The sequence below is a fragment of the Laspinema olomoucense D3b genome, from assembly GCF_025370785.1.
Lineage (GTDB): Bacteria > Cyanobacteriota > Cyanobacteriia > Cyanobacteriales > Laspinemataceae > Laspinema > Laspinema olomoucense.
Genome location: NZ_JAMXFA010000015.1, coordinates 1 through 20469, shown reverse-complemented (window position 1 = coordinate 20469; position 20469 = coordinate 1). Strand labels below are relative to the sequence as shown.

22 protein-coding genes and 1 pseudogene are annotated in these 20469 nt (G+C 48.2%); 14 read left to right on the top strand and 9 right to left on the bottom strand.

Going from position 1 to position 20469, the window contains the following annotated elements:
• Positions 1–11: 11 nt before the first annotated feature.
• Positions 12–1094 (bottom strand): photosystem II q(b) protein, encoded by a 1083-nt coding sequence (gene psbA / locus NG792_RS12865; RefSeq protein ID WP_015149763.1) that lies wholly within the window; start codon positions 1092–1094, stop codon positions 12–14.
• 312 nt (positions 1095–1406) lie between these two features.
• On the opposite strand from psbA, the gene NG792_RS12860 reads away from it, so the two are divergent.
• The 11 genes from NG792_RS12860 to proC all read left to right on the top strand — a co-directional run bounded on the left by NG792_RS12860 (position 1407) and on the right by proC (position 11708).
• The gene (locus NG792_RS12860; protein WP_261235665.1) at positions 1407–1766 is read left to right on the top strand and encodes a type II toxin-antitoxin system TacA family antitoxin; all 360 of its coding nucleotides are present in this window, start codon (positions 1407–1409) and stop codon (positions 1764–1766) included.
• Positions 1757–2266 carry a GNAT family N-acetyltransferase gene (locus NG792_RS12855; protein WP_261235664.1) on the top strand — a complete coding sequence of 170 codons (510 nt, stop codon included), beginning with the start codon at positions 1757–1759 and terminating at the stop codon, positions 2264–2266. Before NG792_RS12860 ends, NG792_RS12855 begins: the two co-directional genes overlap by 10 nt.
• 199 nt (positions 2267–2465) lie before the next feature.
• On the top strand, positions 2466–3377 hold the full coding sequence (locus NG792_RS12850) for a Uma2 family endonuclease (RefSeq protein WP_261235663.1): 912 nt from the start codon (positions 2466–2468) through the stop codon (positions 3375–3377).
• 264 nt (positions 3378–3641) lie between these two features.
• On the top strand, positions 3642–4016 hold the full coding sequence (locus NG792_RS12845) for a hypothetical protein (protein WP_261235662.1): 375 nt from the start codon (positions 3642–3644) through the stop codon (positions 4014–4016).
• A gap of 157 nt (positions 4017–4173) precedes the next feature.
• Positions 4174–5538 carry a ribosome biogenesis GTPase Der gene (gene der / locus NG792_RS12840; protein ID WP_261197108.1) on the top strand — a complete coding sequence of 455 codons (1365 nt, stop codon included), beginning with the start codon at positions 4174–4176 and terminating at the stop codon, positions 5536–5538.
• A gap of 171 nt (positions 5539–5709) precedes the next feature.
• A complete protein-coding gene (locus NG792_RS12835; RefSeq protein ID WP_261235661.1) occupies positions 5710–6699 on the top strand; it encodes an energy-coupling factor transporter transmembrane component T family protein in 990 nt (329 codons plus the stop codon).
• A complete protein-coding gene (locus NG792_RS12830; protein ID WP_317619506.1) occupies positions 6603–8210 on the top strand; it encodes an anthranilate synthase component I in 1608 nt (535 codons plus the stop codon). Before NG792_RS12835 ends, NG792_RS12830 begins: the two co-directional genes overlap by 97 nt.
• A gap of 416 nt (positions 8211–8626) precedes the next feature.
• Entirely contained in the window at positions 8627–8896 is a 270-nt protein-coding gene (gene pipX / locus NG792_RS12825; RefSeq protein ID WP_261197110.1) for a transcriptional coactivator PipX, read from the top strand.
• On the top strand, positions 8893–9558 hold the full coding sequence (locus NG792_RS12820; protein WP_261197111.1) for a YggS family pyridoxal phosphate-dependent enzyme: 666 nt from the start codon (positions 8893–8895) through the stop codon (positions 9556–9558). Before pipX ends, NG792_RS12820 begins: the two co-directional genes overlap by 4 nt.
• 652 nt (positions 9559–10210) lie before the next feature.
• Complete coding sequence (locus NG792_RS12810; RefSeq protein ID WP_261197112.1) at positions 10211–10816, top strand: cell division protein SepF; 606 nt, start codon at positions 10211–10213, stop codon at positions 10814–10816.
• A gap of 82 nt (positions 10817–10898) precedes the next feature.
• Entirely contained in the window at positions 10899–11708 is an 810-nt protein-coding gene (proC, locus tag NG792_RS12805) for a pyrroline-5-carboxylate reductase (protein WP_261235660.1), read from the top strand.
• A 100-nt stretch (positions 11709–11808) separates the two neighbouring features.
• Here the strand turns inward: proC and NG792_RS12800 are convergent, their stop codons facing one another.
• Positions 11809–12705 (bottom strand): DNA cytosine methyltransferase, encoded by an 897-nt coding sequence (locus NG792_RS12800; protein WP_261235659.1) that lies wholly within the window; start codon positions 12703–12705, stop codon positions 11809–11811.
• 138 nt (positions 12706–12843) lie between these two features.
• Between NG792_RS12800 and NG792_RS12795 the strand changes: the two genes are divergently transcribed.
• Positions 12844–13092: a helix-turn-helix domain-containing protein gene (locus NG792_RS12795; protein ID WP_261197115.1), complete on the top strand. Its 249-nt coding sequence runs from the start codon at positions 12844–12846 to the stop codon at positions 13090–13092.
• Positions 13089–13799, top strand: a complete 711-nt coding sequence (locus NG792_RS12790; RefSeq protein WP_261197116.1) for an HNH endonuclease — start codon at positions 13089–13091, stop codon at positions 13797–13799. The genes NG792_RS12795 and NG792_RS12790 overlap by 4 nt, the downstream gene beginning before the upstream one ends.
• Before the next feature lie 158 nt (positions 13800–13957).
• Here NG792_RS12790 and plsY read toward each other — a convergent pair whose 3' ends face one another.
• The 4 genes from plsY to NG792_RS12770 all read right to left on the bottom strand — a co-directional run bounded on the left by plsY (position 13958) and on the right by NG792_RS12770 (position 17521).
• Entirely contained in the window at positions 13958–14641 is a 684-nt protein-coding gene (plsY, locus tag NG792_RS12785) for a glycerol-3-phosphate 1-O-acyltransferase PlsY (RefSeq protein ID WP_261235658.1), read from the bottom strand.
• 79 nt (positions 14642–14720) lie between these two features.
• Entirely contained in the window at positions 14721–16076 is a 1356-nt protein-coding gene (locus NG792_RS12780) for a DUF3086 domain-containing protein (protein ID WP_261235657.1), read from the bottom strand.
• 177 nt (positions 16077–16253) lie between these two features.
• Positions 16254–16655: a DUF3119 family protein gene (locus tag NG792_RS12775; protein WP_261235656.1), complete on the bottom strand. Its 402-nt coding sequence runs from the start codon at positions 16653–16655 to the stop codon at positions 16254–16256.
• A 77-nt stretch (positions 16656–16732) separates the two neighbouring features.
• Positions 16733–17521, bottom strand: a complete 789-nt coding sequence (locus tag NG792_RS12770; RefSeq protein ID WP_261235655.1) for an MlaE family lipid ABC transporter permease subunit — start codon at positions 17519–17521, stop codon at positions 16733–16735.
• Positions 17522–17707: 186 nt separating this feature from the next.
• Between NG792_RS12770 and NG792_RS12765 the strand changes: the two genes are divergently transcribed.
• A complete protein-coding gene (locus NG792_RS12765; RefSeq protein ID WP_261197121.1) occupies positions 17708–18004 on the top strand; it encodes a hypothetical protein in 297 nt (98 codons plus the stop codon).
• Positions 18005–18195: 191 nt separating this feature from the next.
• Here the strand turns inward: NG792_RS12765 and NG792_RS12760 are convergent, their stop codons facing one another.
• The 3 genes and pseudogenes from NG792_RS12760 to NG792_RS12750 all read right to left on the bottom strand — a co-directional run.
• A complete protein-coding gene (locus tag NG792_RS12760) occupies positions 18196–18552 on the bottom strand; it encodes a hypothetical protein (protein ID WP_261197122.1) in 357 nt (118 codons plus the stop codon).
• Positions 18553–18968: 416 nt separating this feature from the next.
• A complete protein-coding gene (locus NG792_RS12755) occupies positions 18969–20183 on the bottom strand; it encodes a hypothetical protein (RefSeq protein WP_261235654.1) in 1215 nt (404 codons plus the stop codon).
• Between the two features lie 50 nt (positions 20184–20233).
• Positions 20234–20469, bottom strand: a pseudogene (locus NG792_RS12750) (Ppx/GppA phosphatase family protein); the annotation flags it as partial.

The window sequence follows — 20469 nt, the reverse complement described above, 5'->3', positions numbered from 1 at the left end:
TAAATCTTAGATTAACCGTTGATAGAAGGAGCAGTCAAAGCAACCGGAGTTGCTTCGCCAGCAGCCAAGTCGAGGGGGAAGTTGTGAGCATTACGCTCGTGCATCACTTCCATACCCAGGTTAGCGCGGTTAATCACATCAGCCCAGGTATTAACAACACGACCCGTAGAGTCAATGATCGACTGGTTGAAGTTAAATCCGTTTAAGTTAAAGGCCATCGTGGACACACCTAAAGCGGTGAACCAGATACCCACAACCGGCCAAGCAGCTAAGAAGAAGTGCAAGGAACGGCTGTTGTTGAAAGAAGCATATTGGAAGATTAAGCGACCGAAGTAACCGTGAGCGGCAACAATGTTGTAGGTTTCTTCTTCTTGACCGAACTTGTAACCGTAGTTTTGAGATTCGGTTTCAGAGGTTTCACGAACCAAAGAGCTGGTCACCAAACTTCCGTGCATCGCACTGAACAAGGAACCACCGAACACACCGGCCACACCCAACATATGGAAGGGGTGCATCAGGATGTTGTGCTCAGCTTGGAACACCAACATGAAGTTGAAGGTTCCAGAGATACCCAAGGGCATACCATCAGAGAAAGAACCTTGACCGATCGGGTAGATCAAGAAAACGGCGGAAGCTGCTGCAACAGGTGCAGAGTAAGCAACGCAGATCCAAGGACGCATACCTAAGCGGTAAGACAATTCCCACTCACGACCCATGTAGCAGAAGATGCCGATGAGGAAGTGGAAAATCACGAGCTGGTAAGGGCCACCATTGTAAAGCCACTCATCCAAGCTGGCTGCTTCCCAGATGGGGTAGAAGTGCAAGCCAATTGCGTTACTCGAAGGAACAACTGCACCAGAGATGATGTTGTTTCCATACAGCAAAGAACCGGCAACGGGTTCGCGGATACCATCGATGTCAACGGGGGGTGCCGCGATGAAAGCGATGATGTAGCAGACAGTGGCGCTTAAGAGGGTGGGGATCATCAACACGCCGAACCAGCCGATATAGAGGCGGTTTTCGGTAGAAGCGACCCACTCGCAGAAGCGGTCCCACAGATTAGCGCTTTCGCGCTGCTGTAATGTGGTGGTCATAGTTTTATGATTGCTATTGGTTTGTCGAGGTAGTTATGATGTTTTTAGATTAACGAGTTTGTAACGATTTGTAAAGGGGTTTCAGCTACAACAATCCTGATGAGAGCGATAAGCTGAGATTATCGCTGTGGGGTTCGGAGTCAACTCGACAGTTTGTGTTGACATTGTGTGTACAAGAGCCTAATATTATTTAATGAAGGGTCGGCATTAAGGGAACTCCATAAAATAAAATATGCAAAAACCCCGCAGGCTGAAGCCTGGGGCTACACGGACAAAGCCTGCCTCCGCAGGCTACAAGAGTAAAGAATTTGGATGATTTATTTTTTGGAATCCCCTAAGTCGCCTTATATTAATGTCGCTGCTAGGTTGAAAATTATGTCGAGGTCAGAATTTGAAGACTCATCTCGCCAGACTCGGGATGTAACGATCAACATCCGAGCCACACAGAGTCAGAGGGATCTCATTGATCAAGCCGCTCACATCCAGGGAAAAAGCCGGTCCGAGTTCATGCTTGAATCAGCCTATCAAAAAGCACAAGATGCTTTGCTAGAGCGGACTTTTTTTGGGTTAGATGAGCAAAAATATCAGGAATTTGTCGCCTTGCTCGATGCAGCCCCTCAGCCAAACGCCCAGTTACACCATCTCTTAACAACTCAATCTCCGTGGGATTAGAGAGGGACGCGCTTCGCCCGCCGGAAAAACTGAATTCGTCCCATCAAATTGAGGGCTTTGACTCAGGAAACAGCCCGCTCAATGACTGGCTCAAGCGCCGTGCATTAAAAAATGAAGCTGAGGGGGCTTCCCGAACTTATGTTCTCTGCGCGGGGGAGGTAGTGATTGGATATTACTGTCTTGCAAATGGAGCAGTAGCCCAAATTACAGCAACGGGTCGAGTTCGGAGGAATATGCCCGATCCGATTCCGGTGATGGTGATTGGAAGACTGGCTGTCGATCGCCACTGGCAAGGCAAAGGAATAGGGAATGCACTGCTCCGAGATGCTATTCTTCGTACCCTGCAAGCTGCTGAAATTGCAGGAATTCGCGCAATTTTTGTCCAGGCGATTTCGGAAGATGCCAAGCAGTTTTATGAAAAGTGTGGATTTACTGCTTCTGCGATCGATCCGATGACACTGATGGTGACGGTTAAAGATGCGATCGCCGCACTGGCTTAGTCAGGCTCAAACGTAAAGTATATCTAAATACCTGGTACGCAGCCGGAGTCAGACTTTACCCATTGCAATCAGCAATGATTTTTTAAGGGATTTATGATAAGTCTCAACTTCAGCAGAGAGTCCAGAGTTGTCCTGGGGATGCAGGCTCTTTGAGCGACAATTTGGGATAATAAATAAAAGCTAAGGGAAAAATTTTTTTATGAGCGAAACAGTAACCGATATCAACCGGCTAACGCCATTCCCTGACCATACGCAACTACCAGAAGAAGACGGCACGTTTGTGAAAAATTTTCAGGAGCATCCCCAGAGCATCCTACTGACTGATTCCCTCGGACCCGTTTTAGAGCAACGGCATCCGGATGGACAGTATTGTATTGGACAAGATAGCGGCATTTACTGGCGAGAAACGGACCCCCCGGAAAAGGGAGCGGAGGCCCCGGACTGGTTTTATGTGCCCAATGTGCCACCCAACCTGGATGGGGAGGTGCGCCGTTCTTATGTGCTGTGGCGAGAATTGAGGGCCCCTTTGATTGCCTTAGAGTTTGCCAGTGGCAATGGGGAGGAAGAACGGGATAGAACTCCCCTGGGGGTGTCTGTGGAGGGAAAAACGGTTAGACCGGGTAAGTTTTGGGTGTATGAACAGATTATCCGTATTCCCTACTATGGAATTTATGAAATCAAGTCGGGTCAGTTAGAGGTTTATCATTGGATGGATTTTTCTTATCAAAAGATAGAACCGAATGAACGAGGTCATTATCCGATTGTGCCAATGGGAGTGGAGTTGGGATTATGGCAGGGAACTTATCAAAATCAAGACCAATTGTGGTTACGCTGGTGGGATTTGGAAGGGAATCTCTTGTTGATTGGGTCGGAACGCGCTGAATTGGAAAAACAGCGAACGGAACAGGAAAAACAGCGTGCGGAACAGGAAAAACAGCGCGCGGAACAGGAAAAACAGCGCGCGGAACAGGAAAAACAGCGCGCGGAACAGGAAAAACAGCGTGCGGAACAGGAAAAACAGCGTGCGGAAGCGGCAGAAAGCAAAGCGGCACGATTAGCGGAACGTCTGCGATCGCTCGGAATTGACCCGGATGGGGAAGGGGATATCTAAAGCGATCGCCGCTGCATCTGTGTGAATCCACAAACCCAAAGCGATCCCCATAGGTGAGGGGGACGCTTTTTTATTTTAAGCTCAGATTAACCCTAATTTCCGTGATAAATCCCTCCTTTAAAATGAAGGCTACCGCCGCAGGATTTGTTTTATAGATAGACTCTTAAATTCAGAAATTTTCCGATACAATAATTAAGTAAACAGGTTAGAGGTGATATAATAATAAGCAGTAAAATTTACCGAAAATGAGCAAGCAAAATCTTCATGAAAAATAATCGAATATACCTAGGTTTGAGCCTAGTTGGCTTAATCGGACTGATTGGCTGTACGGAACAGACAACGGGTAGAATTTGCGAATATACTCCCGCTGCGGGCCAACCCAATCCATTAGGGGAAAAAGCTAGTTTCCGGATTCGAGAACAAGAAGGAAATACAATTTTCACGTATCAACCCGACCCCAGCGAAATGCTAGAGGAGACGATTGAACTTTCAGGAAGGCGAGAGTTAACCTATAGAAATACGGACTTAGATACTGCGCGAGTCAAATTAATTCAAAACCCCGAACACTATAAGCGACTGATTGACAAAAAAACTCCCCAAGATTTTGCTGCGGTGAATGAAAGTTTAACCTGTCAGTAAGAGGAAAAGCCATTAAAGAGTGGGAGTCAGCTTGAGAGGGGAAGCCCCAGGGTAAAGAGGTGGGCTAATTCATGAGCGTGCCGATCGCCTCGGTTCGCTATAATAAAAAAATAAACAGATATGATTGCTTCGCTCAATCCCAGGAACCTTCACCTCTATGGCTTTACCTATAGTTGCTATTATCGGACGCCCTAACGTGGGCAAATCAACCCTTGTCAATCGGATTGCTGGGGGTAAACAGGCGATCGTGCATGATGAACCGGGAGTCACGCGCGATCGCACCTATCGAGATGCCTTCTGGCAGGACCGAGACTTTCAGATTGTCGATACGGGCGGATTAGTCTTTGATGATGATACCGAATTTTTACCCTTAATTAGAGAACAAGTCCTGACAGCGCTTTCTGAATCAAGCGTTGCCCTGTTTGTTGTCGATGGACAACAAGGGGTTACAGAAGCCGATCGCGAAATTGCCAACTGGTTACGGCATCAAAAAGTCCCCGTTGTCCTTGCCGTGAATAAATGTGAATCTTTAATGGAAGGATTGACCCAAGCGGCAGAATTTTGGGAATTAGGCATGGGTGAACCTTATCCCATTTCTGCCATTCACGGCAGTGGAACCGGGGATTTATTAGATATTGTCATTCCCCACTTGCCGCCCACTGCTGAAATTGAAGAAACGCCAGAAATTAAAGTAGCGATCGTTGGACGTCCTAATGTGGGTAAATCCAGCTTACTCAATGCTTTTTTGGGAGAAAAAAGGGCCATTGTTAGTCCAATTTCCGGAACAACTCGCGACACTATTGATACCTTTGTAGAACGCAACGGAAAAACTTACCGAATTATCGATACCGCAGGCATTCGGAAGAAGAAAAATGTCGAATATGGACCGGAATTTTTTGGCATTAACCGGGCGTTTAAAGCAATTCGTCGGGCGGATGTGGTGCTGTTGGTCATTGATGCAGTCGATGGGGTAACGGAACAGGACCAAAAACTGGCGGGACGAATCGAAGAAGAAGGACGCGCCTGCGTCATGGTAATTAATAAATGGGATGCGATCGAGAAAGATTCCTATACCATTTATGACTATGAACGGGATATCAAAAGTCGCCTCTATTTCCTAGAATGGGCGGAAGCCATTTTTGTGAGTGCTGCCACCGGAAAACGGGTGGAAAACATCCTAGATCTAGTGGATAAATCCGCTGATGAACATCGTCGGCGGGTTTCTACCTCAGTGATTAATGAAGTGTTAAAAGATGCCCTGCACTGGCACAGTCCTCCCACCAGCCGCCAAGGAAAACAGGGGAAAATCTATTATGGGACTCAGGTTACCAGTCAACCTCCCACCATTGCTTTGTTTGTGAATGACCCGAAACGATTTAACGATAATTATCGCCGTTATATCGAACGTCAATTCCGTGAACAACTGGGATTTACGGGGAGTCCATTGCGGTTGTTATGGCGTGGGAAAAAAGCCCGTGACTTTGAGGATAATAATACCACCAATCGAGCCGTTAAAGTGTAGGGTTTCCCCTAACCTGCTATTCGGCATGGGGGGAATTTAGGAATTTCCCCTAAAATACCTGGCTATTCTACAGAGGGATAATTCAGGAATTTTCCCTACAAAAAACAGGGTAAACCCGAACCTTTTGGACAGCGGTTTTAGACGCTTTGAACCTTTACTTTCTCAAATCCGATGGATTTACTGCGATCGCTGCCTATCGGCTTGTATTTAGAGCAACCCATTACCTGGTTACATGGCTTGGATGCGCGAGTCAAACTGCTGTGGTTGATGAGCTTTTTAATCGCCCCAGTCTTAGCGAATCCCCTCTGGCGGATTGGGTTGGTTTTGCTGCTAATTTTGATTACAATTAGTGCCTTGATTCCCCTGCGAGTCTGGCGCAAACAAATGGGGTGGTTGTTAACCCTATCTCTGTTAGTTTGCTTGATTACAGCGATCGCCCCCGATGGGCTCCCGGTTGAACACCAACCCCGCCTCCCCTCTCAAGAACTCACCTTTGATCGCCAACCCCTCACCCTCCCTCCAACACCCATCAGAAATCCCTGGTACAATCCCTTGGGCTGGGGTGAAGAAACCACCAAACCCGAGGAGACAATTGAGGGGGAAATCCCTCAACCGACGGATTACCGTTACGTCCTCTTTGAGCAAGGGCGGTTTATGATTACCCGCCGTTCTCTGGATTTAGGAATTCGGATCAGCACCTTATTTTTTACCTTAATTTATAGCACCAATCTCTACCTCCTGACTACAGCACCCGAAGAGATTGCGGCGGGAATTGAAGATTTAATGAGTCCTCTGAAACGGTTTAATATTCCCACCATAGAAATTGCCCTAACTCTAACCCTATCTCTGCGGTTTATCCCCCTGGTGTTAGAAGAAGTTCAGAATTTAATTCGTTCCGTGAGAACTCGGGCAATTAATTGGAAAAAATTGGGCTTGCGAGGAACAACAAAAGTATGGTTTACCGTAGTAGAAAGATTGCTAGAAAATCTGCTCTTGCGCGCTCAACAAATTGCTGGAGGGATGCAGGTGAGAGGATTTACGACGCCGAATACCCACCGGGTGCAGTGGCATCCGTTAACACTCCGAAATGGAGACTGGGTGGCGATCGCCATATTGTTGGGATTTTGGGGGATGCGTTTCATCTGGGGATGGCAAGCATGAACCCATTAAATCCCGAACCCATCCCCCCTTGGTATTGGCGATCGCTCCCCTTAAAACAGCGGACCGGAACTCAAGTATTTGAGGCATTGTTTCTCATTCCTCAATCGGAAAACAAGCAACCGTTCGCGGCGATCGCCACCCTCCTAGAAAGTCCTTATCCGACTCCCACCCCCATCCCCGAAGCTAGATATTCTATCTGTGCGGGTGCACCGAGATCGATTGACAATCGTCCTCAATTGTGGACTCCAGAAGTCGGGGAAATTCTGCCCAGTTTGCGGCAACTTCTCCAGCGCAAACAGCCAGAACAACCTGAATTTATACCAGAACTTGATACCCTCGAAATCCTTCATCACGATGCGCTTCCTTTCACCGGCGGATGGTTAGGATGGTTGGGGTATGATTTAGCCTGGGAAATTGAAAAACTCCCTCATCTGAACCATGATCCCCTACCCTTTCCGGTAAGCTACTGGTATGAACCCGCCAACTTTGCCATCTTGGATCATCATCAACAACAGTTGTGGATTGCCAGTAGCGATCGCGCTGAACTGGATATCCTAGAACAAAAATTAGAAAGCTTTTTCCCTCGGGAAACCTCTCCTCAAAAATCGCCTAAAACTGAGGACTTTCTTTCCCCTTATCCCCAGTTTCATTTATCCCAATTTGAGTATGAAGAACGGGTTAGAAAAGCTCAAATATATATCACTGCTGGGGATATATTTCAAGCCAATTTATCCTTAAGATTTGAAACGACAACTCAACAGGATAGTTGGGACGTTTATCAGACCTTGCGTACCATTAATCCCTCTCCTTTTGCCAGTTATTGGCGGACTCCCTGGGGAAATGTGGTGAGTTGTTCCCCGGAAAGATTGGTACAATTACAAGGAAAAACCGCTCAGACTCGTCCGATTGCTGGAACTCGCGCTAGAGGGAAAACAGCAGAACAGGATGAACAACTCGCCAGCGAATTACTCGCTAACCGGAAAGAACGTGCCGAACATATTATGTTGGTAGATTTAGAACGGAATGATTTAGGGAGAGTTTGCGAATGGGGAACAGTACAAGTTAACGAATTGTTGACCATTGAACGGTACAGTCATGTCATGCATTTGGTGAGTAATGCAGTGGGTACTCTCCGGGGCGATCGCGATAGTATCGATTTAATCCGCGCCACCTTTCCCGGTGGCACCATTACTGGCTGTCCCAAAGTCCGATGTATGGAAATTATTGAAGAATTAGAACCTGTGCGCCGCAGTTTGTTTTATGGTTCCTGTGGCTATTTAGACTGGCGAGGACAGCTTGATTTGAATATTTTGATTAGAACCTTATTATTTGCCCCAGACACATGGGGAACGGCCAAGAATGACAGGGAAACCTATCGAGTGTGGGGACAAGTGGGGGCCGGAATTGTCGCTGATAGTGAACCGGAAAAAGAATGGTATGAGTCCCTCGATAAAGCTCGCGCCCAACTCGCGGCCCTACAGATGGCGATCGCATTTCGTGAAGGTTCATAACCGGGGCGATCGCTGGCTTCAGGTGTTATGAAACTCCCGAGAATTAAGGCAGCAATCCCTCCCCTTTGATAGCAGTGCCTCAGATAAAAATATAACTCCCGATTAAAACCGGAATATAAACCATCTGGCAGCCGTTAAATAATAGAATTTAAAAGAAGGAGCGTCTCCCTCAGGGATGATCAGTACAGAACAAGACGCTGCCTCTGGGAGGAAGAATTATCCAAATTATTATCTATCCCTAGCCTAAGAGCATGGGGATTTCCGCACTTTCTGATAAAATTATCCCCGTCCAAGCTTGCGGCCAAAACTCAGGGGGGAAACGGGTCATTTCCCGAAACTCCATACTAGCTGACTCCGCCAGGGGGACCTTAGTGACTCTATAACCGTTATGATTAACGGTACTCATCTGAACCTGAATGAACACTGAAACTTACTTAAATCATCCTACTTTTGGTCTACTCTATCGGGTGTGTCTGATCGAACAAAATCAGGAGTTATTCACGACCCTATATGCCCAACGCCTATTTTTTTTAGCGCTTTCTGGCATAGACGGGTTAAGATTTGAGCCGCTCACCCGTGCCGATGCTCGCCTCCTCGTCGAAAACCGCTTGCGATTGCTGCGACGAATGGGGCAAACCCAGGAATTCGCTGAACTTCAACTCATCCACAAACGCACGTTTCAATGACGATCGCCCAACGGATTGCACAGATCCGCGCCAACTTACCCGAATCAGTCCGACTGATTGCCGTCACCAAACAGGTGTCGGTGGATGCCATGATGCAAGCTTATCAGGCGGGAATTCGAGATTTTGGGGAAAGTCGCATTCAGGAAGCTCAAGCCAAATCTGAGCAACTCGGGGACCTGCCCGGTCTAACCTGGCACCTGATTGGACACCTGCAAAGTAATAAAGTTAAACCCGCTTTAGATCAATTTCAATGGATCCATTCTATTGATAGTTTGAAATTAGCGCAACGAGTCGATCGCGTGGCGGAAGGACTCGGGGTTAAGCCAAAAGTCTGCCTCCAAGTAAAAATCGTACCTGACCCCAACAAATCGGGGTGGCAGATTCCTGAACTCATCGGGGATTTAGGCTCGCTAAATCAGTGTAAAAACTTAGAAATCAAAGGATTAATGACCATTCCCCCCTTGGGATTGGATCAAGCAAAAACCCTGGCCCTGTTTGAGCACACTCGTCACCTCGCTCAAGAAATCCAAGCCCAAAATTGGGATCAGATTTCCATGCAGGAGTTATCGATGGGAATGTCAGGGGATTATCATTTAGCCGTCCAAGCCGGGTCCACAATAGTCAGACTAGGGACAATCCTATTTGGAGAGCGATCGTCCTAAAATCTAGCCCCGGACCGTTAGAATTAAGGAAAAAGTGGGCGAATCATCCCCCCTTACCCCCTTGAGTCCAGTCGCCATCGCTATGGGCAATCTCCCGGTTCCATCCCCCCAAAATCCAGTTCAAATCCAGTTCAAATCCAGTTTTCAATTATAGTGATCAACCACCGCCCCCGATTGCACCAAATTCCCAGCACAAAGTCTGGAAAATTTTGGGCATAATCGGCAACTTATGGCAATATACAATAAACTGATAACTTGGGTAGGGTTGGGCATGGCGAATGGAGTAAGGATTTAATCCTTTATTTCCCCGGCATCTGCGGATAATCGGATATAAGATCCGACAAGAGTTGAAAATGGAGCAGCCACTCGCGCCGGAGCTTAGATTTTTCCGCCCTACCTTTGAGACTTCCTCGCTTGGTTGCCGAGGTTGGGGTGGATTCTTAAGTCTAAGAGGGTACGAGTCTAATAAGACGAATCGACCTTAAACCATCTTGCGCTTTTGGAATCTTTCTAAAAGCTTTGCGGGATATCGCCTCTATTACCTTGAATGGCGATAGTGCCATCGCTCCATTGTCCAGCAATAGCCAGACAAAGGTCGCGTAAATGTATCAGAATGCCCTCATGTTACCCTAGTTTTGATGGAGCAAAAACCGTGAATACGATTTTTTCTAAGCTACGAGATATGGTCGGACTCAACGAATCCGTGGATTACGAGTATGAGTACGACGAAATCGAAGGAGAAGGATACCAAAACCTTTACCAAGACCAACCCGCAGCCTCTCCCGAAGCAGAAGCGCGTCGGAATCGCACTCCTTTGCGGACGACCCCAACCGGAATGGGAATGGTGGGATCAGAAAGCGCAATGGGATCAAGTATGAATGCTATCAATAACGTGATCGGTCTACCTGGAGCCGCCAACGGCATCTCTGAAGTGGTGGTGATGGAGCCAAAATCCTTTGAGGAAATGCCTCAAGCCATTCAAGCTCTACGGGAACGCAAATCTGTCGTGCTCAATCTAACGATGATGGATCCGGACCAAGCGCAAAGAGCCGTTGATTTTATTGCCGGTGGGACTTATGCCTTAGATGGGCATCAAGAACGAATTGGGGAAAGCATTTTCCTGTTTACCCCGAGCTGTGTTCAAGTCAGCACTCAAAGCGGTGTGGTTCACGATGTCTTGCAACCCCACCTACGGACTGCTCGTCCTCCCTCTGTCCAAACAAGCTGGACCCCGGAACAAGTCCGGATGGCTCAGTAAATGAACTGTTCTTGGTCAGCGATCGCCCTTAATAGCCAAGTTGACCAAGGACCTGGAAACCCTTACAGGAAATTAGCAACCGTTGTTGGTAAAACTAGGAATTATTGGAGGCGGGGTCATGGGAGAAGCGCTCCTATCCCGCCTGATTGCTCGTGCCGCTTATCAGCCTGGGGAAATTCTGATTAGCGACCCCATGCAGCAGCGTCGCGAGTTTTTAGCGCAACAATATGGCGTCGGCGTCACTGCTGACAATTCTGAGGTAGCGGCAGCGACAGAAGTCTTGCTCCTCGCCATCAAACCCCAAGTGTTCGAGTCCGTCGCCACTGCCTTACCGTCTCTCGGCCAGAATGGACAAGTGCCAGTGATTCTATCTATTTTAGCCGGAGTCCCCCTGAGTAAATTAGAACGAGCTTTTCCTGGCGTACCGATTGTCCGTTCCATGCCGAATACCCCCGCTACTGTCGGCGCTGGAATCACGGCGATCGCCCCGGGAACTCAGGTCCAACCCGAACACCTCGACCGCGCCAAAACTGTGTTACAAGCCGTGGGTGATGTGGTTCAGGTTCCCGAGTCCCTGATGGATGCAGTCACCGGCCTCTCTGGTTCCGGACCCGCTTATGTGGCAATTTTTATCGAAGCCTTGACAGATGGCGGCGTTCGTGCGGGTCTACCCCGCGCCATTGCCGCCCAACTCGCCTTACAAACCGTATTGGGAACAGCCACACTGATTCAAGAAACCCAACTACACCCGGCAGAACTGAAAGACCGGGTAACCAGTCCCGGAGGCACCACCATCGCCGGAGTCGCGCAATTAGAAAAAGCCGGATTTCGGTCCGCCTGCATCGAAGCCGTACAAGCGGCAACCGAGCGATCGCGCCAACTGGGAAGCTAACAAAACTTCAACCAGGAAACCACAAGACATTGGGTTTCTGGACCTTTCTTCGTGGCAAAGTAAGCAGAGATTGGGTCAAGAAACCCGGTTTGTCTTCTCTCTAGTGAATCCCCGAACTAGACATTTCAACTTCTAAGATTTTTCTCCCAATCCATTCGGCGATCGGGGGGATGACTGCATTACCAAGGACTCTCCCTCGACGACTGTCCATCCTGGGGGAAACCCCATCAACCTTTCCCATTCGGTCCAGGTCAAGTTTCTCGCCACAGAGTATTGGTCGGTCTGAATGACCTCCTTGATGTTTTCCAGTTTGGGCGCGTAACGTGGGGCAGATATTTCTCGCCACGGTGTACCCGAAGCCTCCGCGACGTTGTACCACAAGCGGATTGTTTCTGAAAGTGCTTTCACAAATACTGGATCGAGTTTCCGTTTCCCTCGATTTTCCCGGCGGAGAATTCCCAGACAATTCGCTGCTGTCAGTAAAGATTTTATAGGCACGTGGTGATCTAAAACTGGCGATAAAGAAGACGCGATCTCGGTCGTGAGGTAAGCCCGAATGGAGAGCGTTACACGATAGCCATCCCCCCAAATACCCGTGCGTTTCCAGCGTGTTGATAACTGCCTCAAGCGCGGTTCCTTGCTCTGCACAGAGCAACCCTGGCACATTTTCCAAGACCAACCACGGCGGGTGAACTTCTCCAACAAGTTCCATAAATTTATAGAAGAGTCCGCTTCGTTCTCCCCCGAGTCCTTTTCTTTCTGTGTTGGCGTTACTGAGGTCTTGGCAGGGCCATCCGGCACACCATAAGTCAGATTGAGGGATAGTTGCAGGGGTGAGGGTTGTGATGTCTTCATAAATCGGTACGTTAGGCCAATGACGTTTTAATATTGCTTGACAAAATTTATCAATTTCACATTGAAATATAACCTGCATTCCGGCTCGTTCAAATCCTAGATCAAATCCTCCAATTCCCGCGAAAAAAGATGCTACTCGCATGATGTTACCGAACTCTAGCCTTAAGCTCTACCTGTCTGATGTAATTATGACTTAACCCCAGAGATAGGGGTAATAGACGAAAATCGTCTACGGGTCATTTTAAACCCATTATATAGTGTTAATCGAAGTTTTATCCTGATGCAAATAATGACCAAGGCCAATATTAGTGGCCCCAGAATTAGACAAGGGCGTGAAAAGCTTGGATGGGATCAAAGTGAATTAGCGGCTGCACTCTCTGTAGATTTTAATATTAATTTAGATCAGTCTGATATTTCTGAAATTGAGCGGCAAAAGCGTGGAGTCAAAGATTTTGAGCTAGATGCGATCGCCCGTTTGTTAGAAGTTACTCCAGAATGGCTTTTACGAGGAAATGAGCAGCACTCATGAGTAAAAGTGAAGTCAATCGAGAGGAGTGGATTGCCAATGTTTGTGCCTCTTTTGTAACGTCAGGCCAAGCCAATAGAAATTATTATAAATTAATTCTCGAAACTTTATGGCCTCCAGGTCATACCCTGCCCGGTCCCGTTGTTTTTTTATCCGAGATCCGTCAAGTCATTGATCGCTTTAGAGAGAGCAGCGAACCTTATAAAGATGTCTCTCGACGAATCCGAGAATTGCAGGGAGAAGAAGGAATCATTGGCATAGAAAAGCAGGGAAATGGAGTTTACACCCGATATCAGCTTGTTAGTTTAGAAATAAATCCTAAGCGGATCCAAAGAATTAAGCTCGGAGACATTCTTTGGAAAGAAATATTGAATAAATATTCTCATTCTTGTGCAGTTTGTGGTAGAGGTAAACCCTTGGTTAGGCTCGACCAGGACCATAAAATTCCGCGCCTGAGAGGGGGTGGCAACCAGGAGGAAAATTGGCAACCCTTATGCAAAGAGTGCAATAATTTTAAGAGTACCGCTTGCCGAGGCTGTCAACTAGAATGCCAGACTTGCCCTTGGGCATTTCCTGAACAGTTTTCACCCATTAAAATGCAAGGCTCCGATATCAAAAGGATTAAAGATGCTGCCCTAAAAAAAAGAGTGGTTCCCGAGGAGTTGTTACAAGAAATCATCAAAAGCTACTTTGAGAGACCCGATTCTTAACTTAGGGCGACGATGGAAGACTGTACCGACGGACTAGGATGTCGGTACAGGATTAGATAAATAGGACAAGAAACCGGATTTTACAAGATGAATTTGTTGCCAATTACCCGCATTTATGTAACCAAATCCCGTAATTTTCTGGCTACTGTATCCACATCCTAAGAGGGAATACTTTCCGAGGGTTGGGGTAACTTTTGGCCGATGCGGGGTTCAGTGCCAGAAAGCAGGCGATTGATATTGCTGCGGTGTAGCCAGATGACATACATCGAAGCGGCTAACATAAAAATTTGATAGGACAGGGGTTGATGCATTACAAACATGATCCCCGGTAGGGCAAGGGCGGCTAACATCGAACTGAGGGAAACAATGCGGGTAAAGGCGAGGACAATTCCAAAGACTCCAAACCCGGCGAGGGCGATCGGCCAATTGAGGGCAAATAGCACCCCCAAACTGGTGGCAACCGCCTTTCCACCTTTAAAATTAATCCAGACTGATTTGGTATGACCGAGTAGTGCACCTAATCCAGCGAGGATGACCATCCAAGACAACCAACTGGCAGCGGGTCCGATATTTGCAGCAAGTTCCTGGAACTGTGGCAAAGCGTAAGCAAAACGGACCAAAACGATCGCTGCTATACCTTTTAAAATATCCACCAGAAACACCACCAAAGCAGGTCCTTTCCCCACAGTTCTCAGGACATTAGTCGCCCCCGTGGAACCCGACCCTTCTTGCCGAATATCAATTCCCTTCAACTGTCGAGCCACAATATAACCTGTAGGGAATGAACCAAATAAGTAGGCAGCGATTAACAACAACCCATTTAAAAGTAGCCACAAACTCATAAACGTTTATCCTCAGTTTTAAGCAATTTAGAGTCAAGTTTGGGGTTGGTCCTTAGGTAAGGACCAAAGACCCAAAGGGTTAAAGGGTAGGGAGTTCCGGGTCAGCAGCAAATGCTAACCAGAGAGGAAATTGGAGTAGTCCAAGGTTGATTTGGTTTTCCGTTTCATCAATCAAAATCAGCGGAACTTGCTTCTGTTTGAGCAAGCGGTCCGCTTTTTGGGAGAGGGCTTCGGGAGCCTCAAATAGCACCACGCCGCCTTCGGGACCAAAATCAATCCGGGAAATGCCAAGACAGTCCTGTAAACCCCTGCGCCATTCGCCGAGACGTTCGGGAGAGTTGGCGAGGACCAGGGTGCGGAGGCGATCGCCATAGAGACTCTTCAGGACCGAAATCGCTGCCGACGCTACCAGAATATTTTGCAAGCGACTCCCCAAGGTCCGGACTGCGCCTCTTGCACCTTGGGTAAAAAACCAGTTGGAAAGCCGTTCAGCGTGTACGGGTTCAAAGGTGCGCCGGACTTGCCACGGAGGACCATAATAGTCCGGCATGGTGCGATATTTATCCAACAACCGCCGAATCTGTTTGGCGCGGTCTTGAAACGGCTGTTCGGCAAAGGTGGGAGTGGGTGCGCCCGTGCGATCGCCAGTGCGATCGCCGCCTTTTGGTGCTGCTTTAGGAGCCATCTTCGCCGGTTCCGGTTCCGGAGGGGTTAACTCCAGTTGTTCCACCGAATTGACCAAATCCTGCAAACTGCCGGAAAGATAGTCTTTAAAGCCCTGAACCCGAATGGCGAGGTCTTGGGACACCCCAGCAAAGGTGGTCCGCATTTCCGTGCGGATGCGTTCTTGACGGCGTTCGAGTTGTTCGACGGAGATTTGTAAATTGTGCTTGCGCTGTTCCAGTTCGGTTAAGGCATCTTGGACCAGGCGACCGATCGCCGCTTGAGTTTCTGTCTGTTCTTGCAACAGTTCGGCACGATTCGCTTGCAATTGCAGAATAGAGGCTTTGAGTTCGCGTTCTTGCTCCTGTAATTGCGCCACCCGTCGCCCCAAAGATGCCGCTTCATCCTCAATCGCCAACGAGGGAATTACAAGTTCTTCAGCCTGGAGTTCTTCAGCGGTGAGTTCTTCAGCGGTGAGTTCTTCAGGCGGTTGTTCCTGTGCCGGTTGTTCTGAGGGTTCCACTGGGAGTTCAGCTTGTGGTTCCCAGGTTGTCGGGGACTCCGCCTCTTTTAGGGTCAACTCCGGTAGAGGCGATACTGCTTCATCGGGAATAGAGGGTTCCGACTCTTTCCAGAGGTCTTCCGAGAGATTTATCCCCTCAGTGGAATCCGCTGAGAGCGATTCAGAGGAGGAAGCCTCAAACGGCTCTGGGGAGTTGGATTGGTCCTGAGTTTCTAAGGGTTCTGGATTGTGTGTTTCGTCTGCATTCATGGCCAAATATTTTAAACTTTAGAGGTGACCCAGAGCCGATCAGGGAGGTAGTAAGGTGGGGATGCCTGGTGTAAATGAATCATTCAAGGGCCCGATCGCACCTCTAGCCCCAGCTTGGGGATAAGGTAGGTTTTCAAAGGGGTAAAAGAAGCGGTGGCACAACGATGGCGATCGGCCTTAAATCCGGGGACAGCGTTCTTCCAAACAGGTTTGCAGTTGTTTGGGATCGAACAAAACTGGGAGAAAATGGATGCTTTTCACTTCCTTAAAGTAAAACAAAATTGGAACTCCCGGCCAGAAAATTCGCCAATTGATCCATTCTGCGTAAGGAAAGGAGCGAATCAAGTTTCCCGAGCGATAAACATCTAAGGCTTTCGGGGTAAATTGCAGGCGAATAGTTGCCGCTTGGATCATTAAAAATAACCCGAAGGCGGCTATCGGTAAACTCGCCAAAGGTTGCACAGCCAACAGCGGAATACTGCCGATGATAAAGGCCCAAGGCAGGACGTAACTGGGAGCCAGTTCTTGGGTTGAGGTTGAGGTGGAAGTTGAGCTTGAGGTGGAAGTTGGTGTGGTCACAACAGTACCTTGTATTGCGATCGAGGCTGATAGAGAATTGAATGTTTCTATTTTAAAGGCTCAGTCATGGAATCCGGTTAGAAGACACCACTACCCATGCCGCGAAACATCAGCCAGGAGAGAAAGAAGTTGAAGGTGAAGATGGCCAGTAGAGAGGTGACGACTGCCGTGGTGGTAGATTGTCCCACTCCTTTGGCCCCTCCGGTGGTGGTCAAGCCCCAGCTACAGCCAATGATGCCAATTAACCCACCAAAGCACAAGGCTTTAATTAAGGCGGCGATTAAATCCCAGGTTTCCACTAAGGTGCGGACGGAATCGAGAAAGACGGTTTGGGAAATGGGGTAGAAATTGGTAGCGATGAACATTCCCGCGATCATTCCTGTGGCAAAGGAGAGGAGGGTCAACACGGGTAGCATGAGACAACAGGCAAGGACTCGGGGAATGACGAGGTAATCGATGGGGTCGGTTTTGAGAATATAGAGGGCGTCGATTTGTTCGGTGACTTGCATGGTGCCGATTTCTGCGGCAAAAGCGGAACCGACTCGTCCAGCGAGAACGATCGCCGTCAAAACCGGGGCGAGTTCCCGCGCCAAGGCGATCGCCAGCACCCCACCCACGGCGCTTCCCGCCCCAAAGTTGAGAAACTCCCGCGCTACCTGGATGGTAAACACCATGCCGACAAAGCTGGCGGTGAGGAGGGCGATAAACAGGGAATCAGGTCCGACGAGGGCCATCTGTTCGATGGTGTTACGTCGGTGGATTTTGCCGGAAACGAGGTGAAAGATCACCTGTCCGGCAAGGACGACTGCGGCCAGCAAACGCTGGAACCACTGGCTTAAGTTGGAGGTTGACTTGGTTTGAGTCAAAGGAGTGTTGAGGGGGGTGACGACAGGTGAGGGCAGAGTTGTTTACAAATTTTAAACAACTTTTTTAATCAAAATTTAATATTTATGACAGAACTGTTTGAGGGCTGCGATCGGGCCTATCTTATAAATCAAAGCGTTTCAGATTCAGGCGAAAGAGACAGTTTATCAGTATCCCTTTTTGATTTTATGAATAGTTTTCCTCATTTTCTGCGATCGCTATTATTAAGCAGTTTACTGAGTTTTGCCGTCCCGACGCTAATCTTGGCCGGTGGATTAGTCATTGCCGAGGCGATCGCCCACCTTCCCGGACTGAAAAACCTCGGTGAATCCGCTGTTAAGCAGTTGTTACAATTTTTATCCACCTTTGGCAGTGGTCATCCCCTCCAAGGGGCCGTCGTCATTGGACTCACCTGTAGCGTAGTCGGAGTCTTATTTGATGCCTATGCCTTATCCCGCTATCAAAACCTCCGGGGACCCGAATAAAGGCCCCATTTCCCCCCATCTCCCCTATCTCCCCCATCCCGATGGCGGTCTTCCTCATCCCCCAAATCAAAAGCCGGTAGTCACGTTGAGTGCTACCGGCTTTTGATTGGAGGAATAAAACATCGCTATCTCAAGGAGGAAAAGACTACTAGATAGGAATGTTAGCGCTGAGGAAAAAGTTTGTTCGTGACTTAGGGTTCGCATCGCCCACTACCGCGTCCAACTTGCTGATGAGTTTTCATCATGGGACAGTTAGGTTCAGCTTTGGTAGAATTGGTGAGCTTTTGCGCCAGCAGGATGCTATCACTGGGGGACTGTTCTCCTCCAGAAGCGCGGAAGTCCCGGCGGCTGCAACCCGGTTTGCTATCCTGAGTCTCGCAAGGGTTAATCTGGTTGTTTTCTGAGGGTAAGGTGAAGCGTCCTAACGAAGCATGAGAAAAGAAGCCCTCACTGGAGGTAGCCCCAGGGTCTACGGGGTAAGACTTCGCACTAGGAGCAAGATTAGCAAATAAGAGGGTAGAGAGAACCAGAATAGTAGAGAGGCGCATAAAGGAACTGCCTAGGATAACTGATATTCCCTAATACGCATTCCTTAAGCTCTATCTGGACAAGAAAGATAGAAAAAATAAATTGTTTTTGTAGGGGGTTGAGAATAGTCTAAGCTGCAACTCCAGAAAACCGGAATACAAAAGGTTTGCAGAAATTTTACCCCTTTAATTTTTGCCTTCAATCCCCCTTTACAACCCCTAATTTTAAAAAGGTTGAACTTTTTTTCGGGCCTGGGTGTCATTAGGCATTTTATTTTTAAAGAGTTCCCAAACTGTATGAAGTTTTGATGAAGTTTTGCCAGTGTTTAACTTTTTCTTTATAAAAAGGTTTGACATGAACTGGACAAAATTAAAGAGTTGAGAATGGGCAAAGTCTGGATTTTATCCGTGGGATTACGGAGAAGATTCCCCAGAATTTAAACTGATTTTAAATCGTTGGTTTCTTCCAGTTTTGGAGTAAAGTCTGTGATCCACGGACATTGGCGATAATGGGCGTCTAGGGCGTCTAGGTTCGGTTGATCCGCTTCTTCCTCGGGGACACTCAGCCGCCGTCCTGCTAATTTGGCATAGTTGGTTTTGCCCAATTCGGGAGAAAGCAGGACTTGTAACGTTCCCGGTTCGATCGCAATTTGCTTGGCGGCGAATAACCGTTGAATATCCGCCCGTAAAATTAAGCCATTCCAGATATCACTAGAACGGGTTAGGCGATTGGGATCGAGACGAACCACTTCCAGGGCCGCTTCTACATCACAGCCGGTAATGGGGCATCGTCCTTTATAGGCGGCTAATAACTGACGGCGAAAGGCTTTGTAATGGAGTGGGTTCGTGACTAAAGCTAAGACTAAAATCACCAGAGCACTGAGGCATAATCCCGCGATCGCACCGAGGGCTAAGGTGGTAATAAACCGTTGATTGGCTTTTGTTTCGGCAACTTGGGGGGATTCGGCAATCCTCAAACTGCTGATCATTTCCCCTTGCGCCGTTGTCGCTTCAGTCACGGCAGTTTGGATTTGAGTCAGTCGTTCTTGTTTGAGGGTCACCTGTTGTTGCAGTTGCGATCGCTTTGCCTCATCCACTCCATAATACTGCTCCAAATTTTGTTGGGCTCCTTGGAGTTCTTGACGCGCTTGGGCGAGGCGTAGATTGAGCTGTTCCACCACTCCCTTTAAGCGGGCAGTATTAATCAGTTGACTCTGTTGGACCATTGCCTCCATCAGTCCCGATGCAGTTTGGAGGGCACGCTCAGAGTTATTATCTTGATACATCACCAGGAGAGACCCGGAGGTTTCGGGACTGGGGAGTTTCAATAACAGGCGATCGCGAACTTCCACCGGAGACAGATTCACATTATTAGCCACCGCTTGAATTACATTATCCGCTAACAGCAACCCGACCAACTCTTCCGGCTGAGAAAATTGCTGCCCTTGATTAATAATTTGCCGGGTGGTTTCCGATACAGAATCCGTCAGTTCATTCCCCCGTAAAGAACCCGTGGCGATATATTTGGGAACGGGTTCTATCTGCAAAGCCATGACGCCCCCGATGCCCAATCCGGCAGTAATGAGCGCTAAAACTAGCCATTTGTAACGATTGAAGCTGTGAAGATATCGGGGTAAAAAAGAGAGATTCATGGCTTGCAAAAACCGGACTAAAGGGTTAGCAAAATGAACAACGAAAACTCTTAGCGCAGGGAAACTGGAACCGTTTCTAGTTTGGGGATTACTTGAATGTCATATTCCTCTTCAAATACGGCTTTTTTCTGGTCCAGACTCCAGAGTTCTAACACGCAGGGGTCATCGGGTTGATTAGGATGGAGGATTAAATGTAGTTGTTTGGTGGTGGGGAAATAGCGGCAACCGAGCTGGGCGATCGCCCCAACTTGGCGGCGGTCGAGGGCAACAGCCAAGCGTAACAACG

Excerpts from the sequence above, each read along its gene's own strand:
- der (WP_261197108.1), top strand. The coding sequence starts at position 4,174 with ATGGCTTTACCTATAGTTGCTATTATCGGACGCCCTAACGTGGGCAAA.
- NG792_RS12860 (WP_261235665.1), top strand. The coding sequence starts at position 1,407 with ATGATTTATTTTTTGGAATCCCCTAAGTCGCCTTATATTAATGTCGCT.
- NG792_RS12800 (WP_261235659.1), bottom strand. The coding sequence starts at position 12,705 with ATGCGAGTAGCATCTTTTTTCGCGGGAATTGGAGGATTTGATCTAGGA.
- plsY (WP_261235658.1), bottom strand. The coding sequence starts at position 14,641 with ATGAGTTTGTGGCTACTTTTAAATGGGTTGTTGTTAATCGCTGCCTAC.
- NG792_RS12765 (WP_261197121.1), top strand. The coding sequence starts at position 17,708 with ATGAATAGTTTTCCTCATTTTCTGCGATCGCTATTATTAAGCAGTTTA.
- psbA (WP_015149763.1), bottom strand. The coding sequence starts at position 1,094 with ATGACCACCACATTACAGCAGCGCGAAAGCGCTAATCTGTGGGACCGC.
- NG792_RS12790 (WP_261197116.1), top strand. The coding sequence starts at position 13,089 with ATGAGTAAAAGTGAAGTCAATCGAGAGGAGTGGATTGCCAATGTTTGT.
- NG792_RS12795 (WP_261197115.1), top strand. The coding sequence starts at position 12,844 with ATGCAAATAATGACCAAGGCCAATATTAGTGGCCCCAGAATTAGACAA.
- NG792_RS12760 (WP_261197122.1), bottom strand. The coding sequence starts at position 18,552 with ATGCGCCTCTCTACTATTCTGGTTCTCTCTACCCTCTTATTTGCTAAT.
- NG792_RS12780 (WP_261235657.1), bottom strand. The coding sequence starts at position 16,076 with ATGAATGCAGACGAAACACACAATCCAGAACCCTTAGAAACTCAGGAC.
- NG792_RS12820 (WP_261197111.1), top strand. The coding sequence starts at position 8,893 with ATGACGATCGCCCAACGGATTGCACAGATCCGCGCCAACTTACCCGAA.
- NG792_RS12835 (WP_261235661.1), top strand. The coding sequence starts at position 5,710 with ATGGATTTACTGCGATCGCTGCCTATCGGCTTGTATTTAGAGCAACCC.
- NG792_RS12755 (WP_261235654.1), bottom strand. The coding sequence starts at position 20,183 with ATGAATCTCTCTTTTTTACCCCGATATCTTCACAGCTTCAATCGTTAC.
- NG792_RS12845 (WP_261235662.1), top strand. The coding sequence starts at position 3,642 with ATGAAAAATAATCGAATATACCTAGGTTTGAGCCTAGTTGGCTTAATC.
- NG792_RS12850 (WP_261235663.1), top strand. The coding sequence starts at position 2,466 with ATGAGCGAAACAGTAACCGATATCAACCGGCTAACGCCATTCCCTGAC.
- pipX (WP_261197110.1), top strand. The coding sequence starts at position 8,627 with ATGAACACTGAAACTTACTTAAATCATCCTACTTTTGGTCTACTCTAT.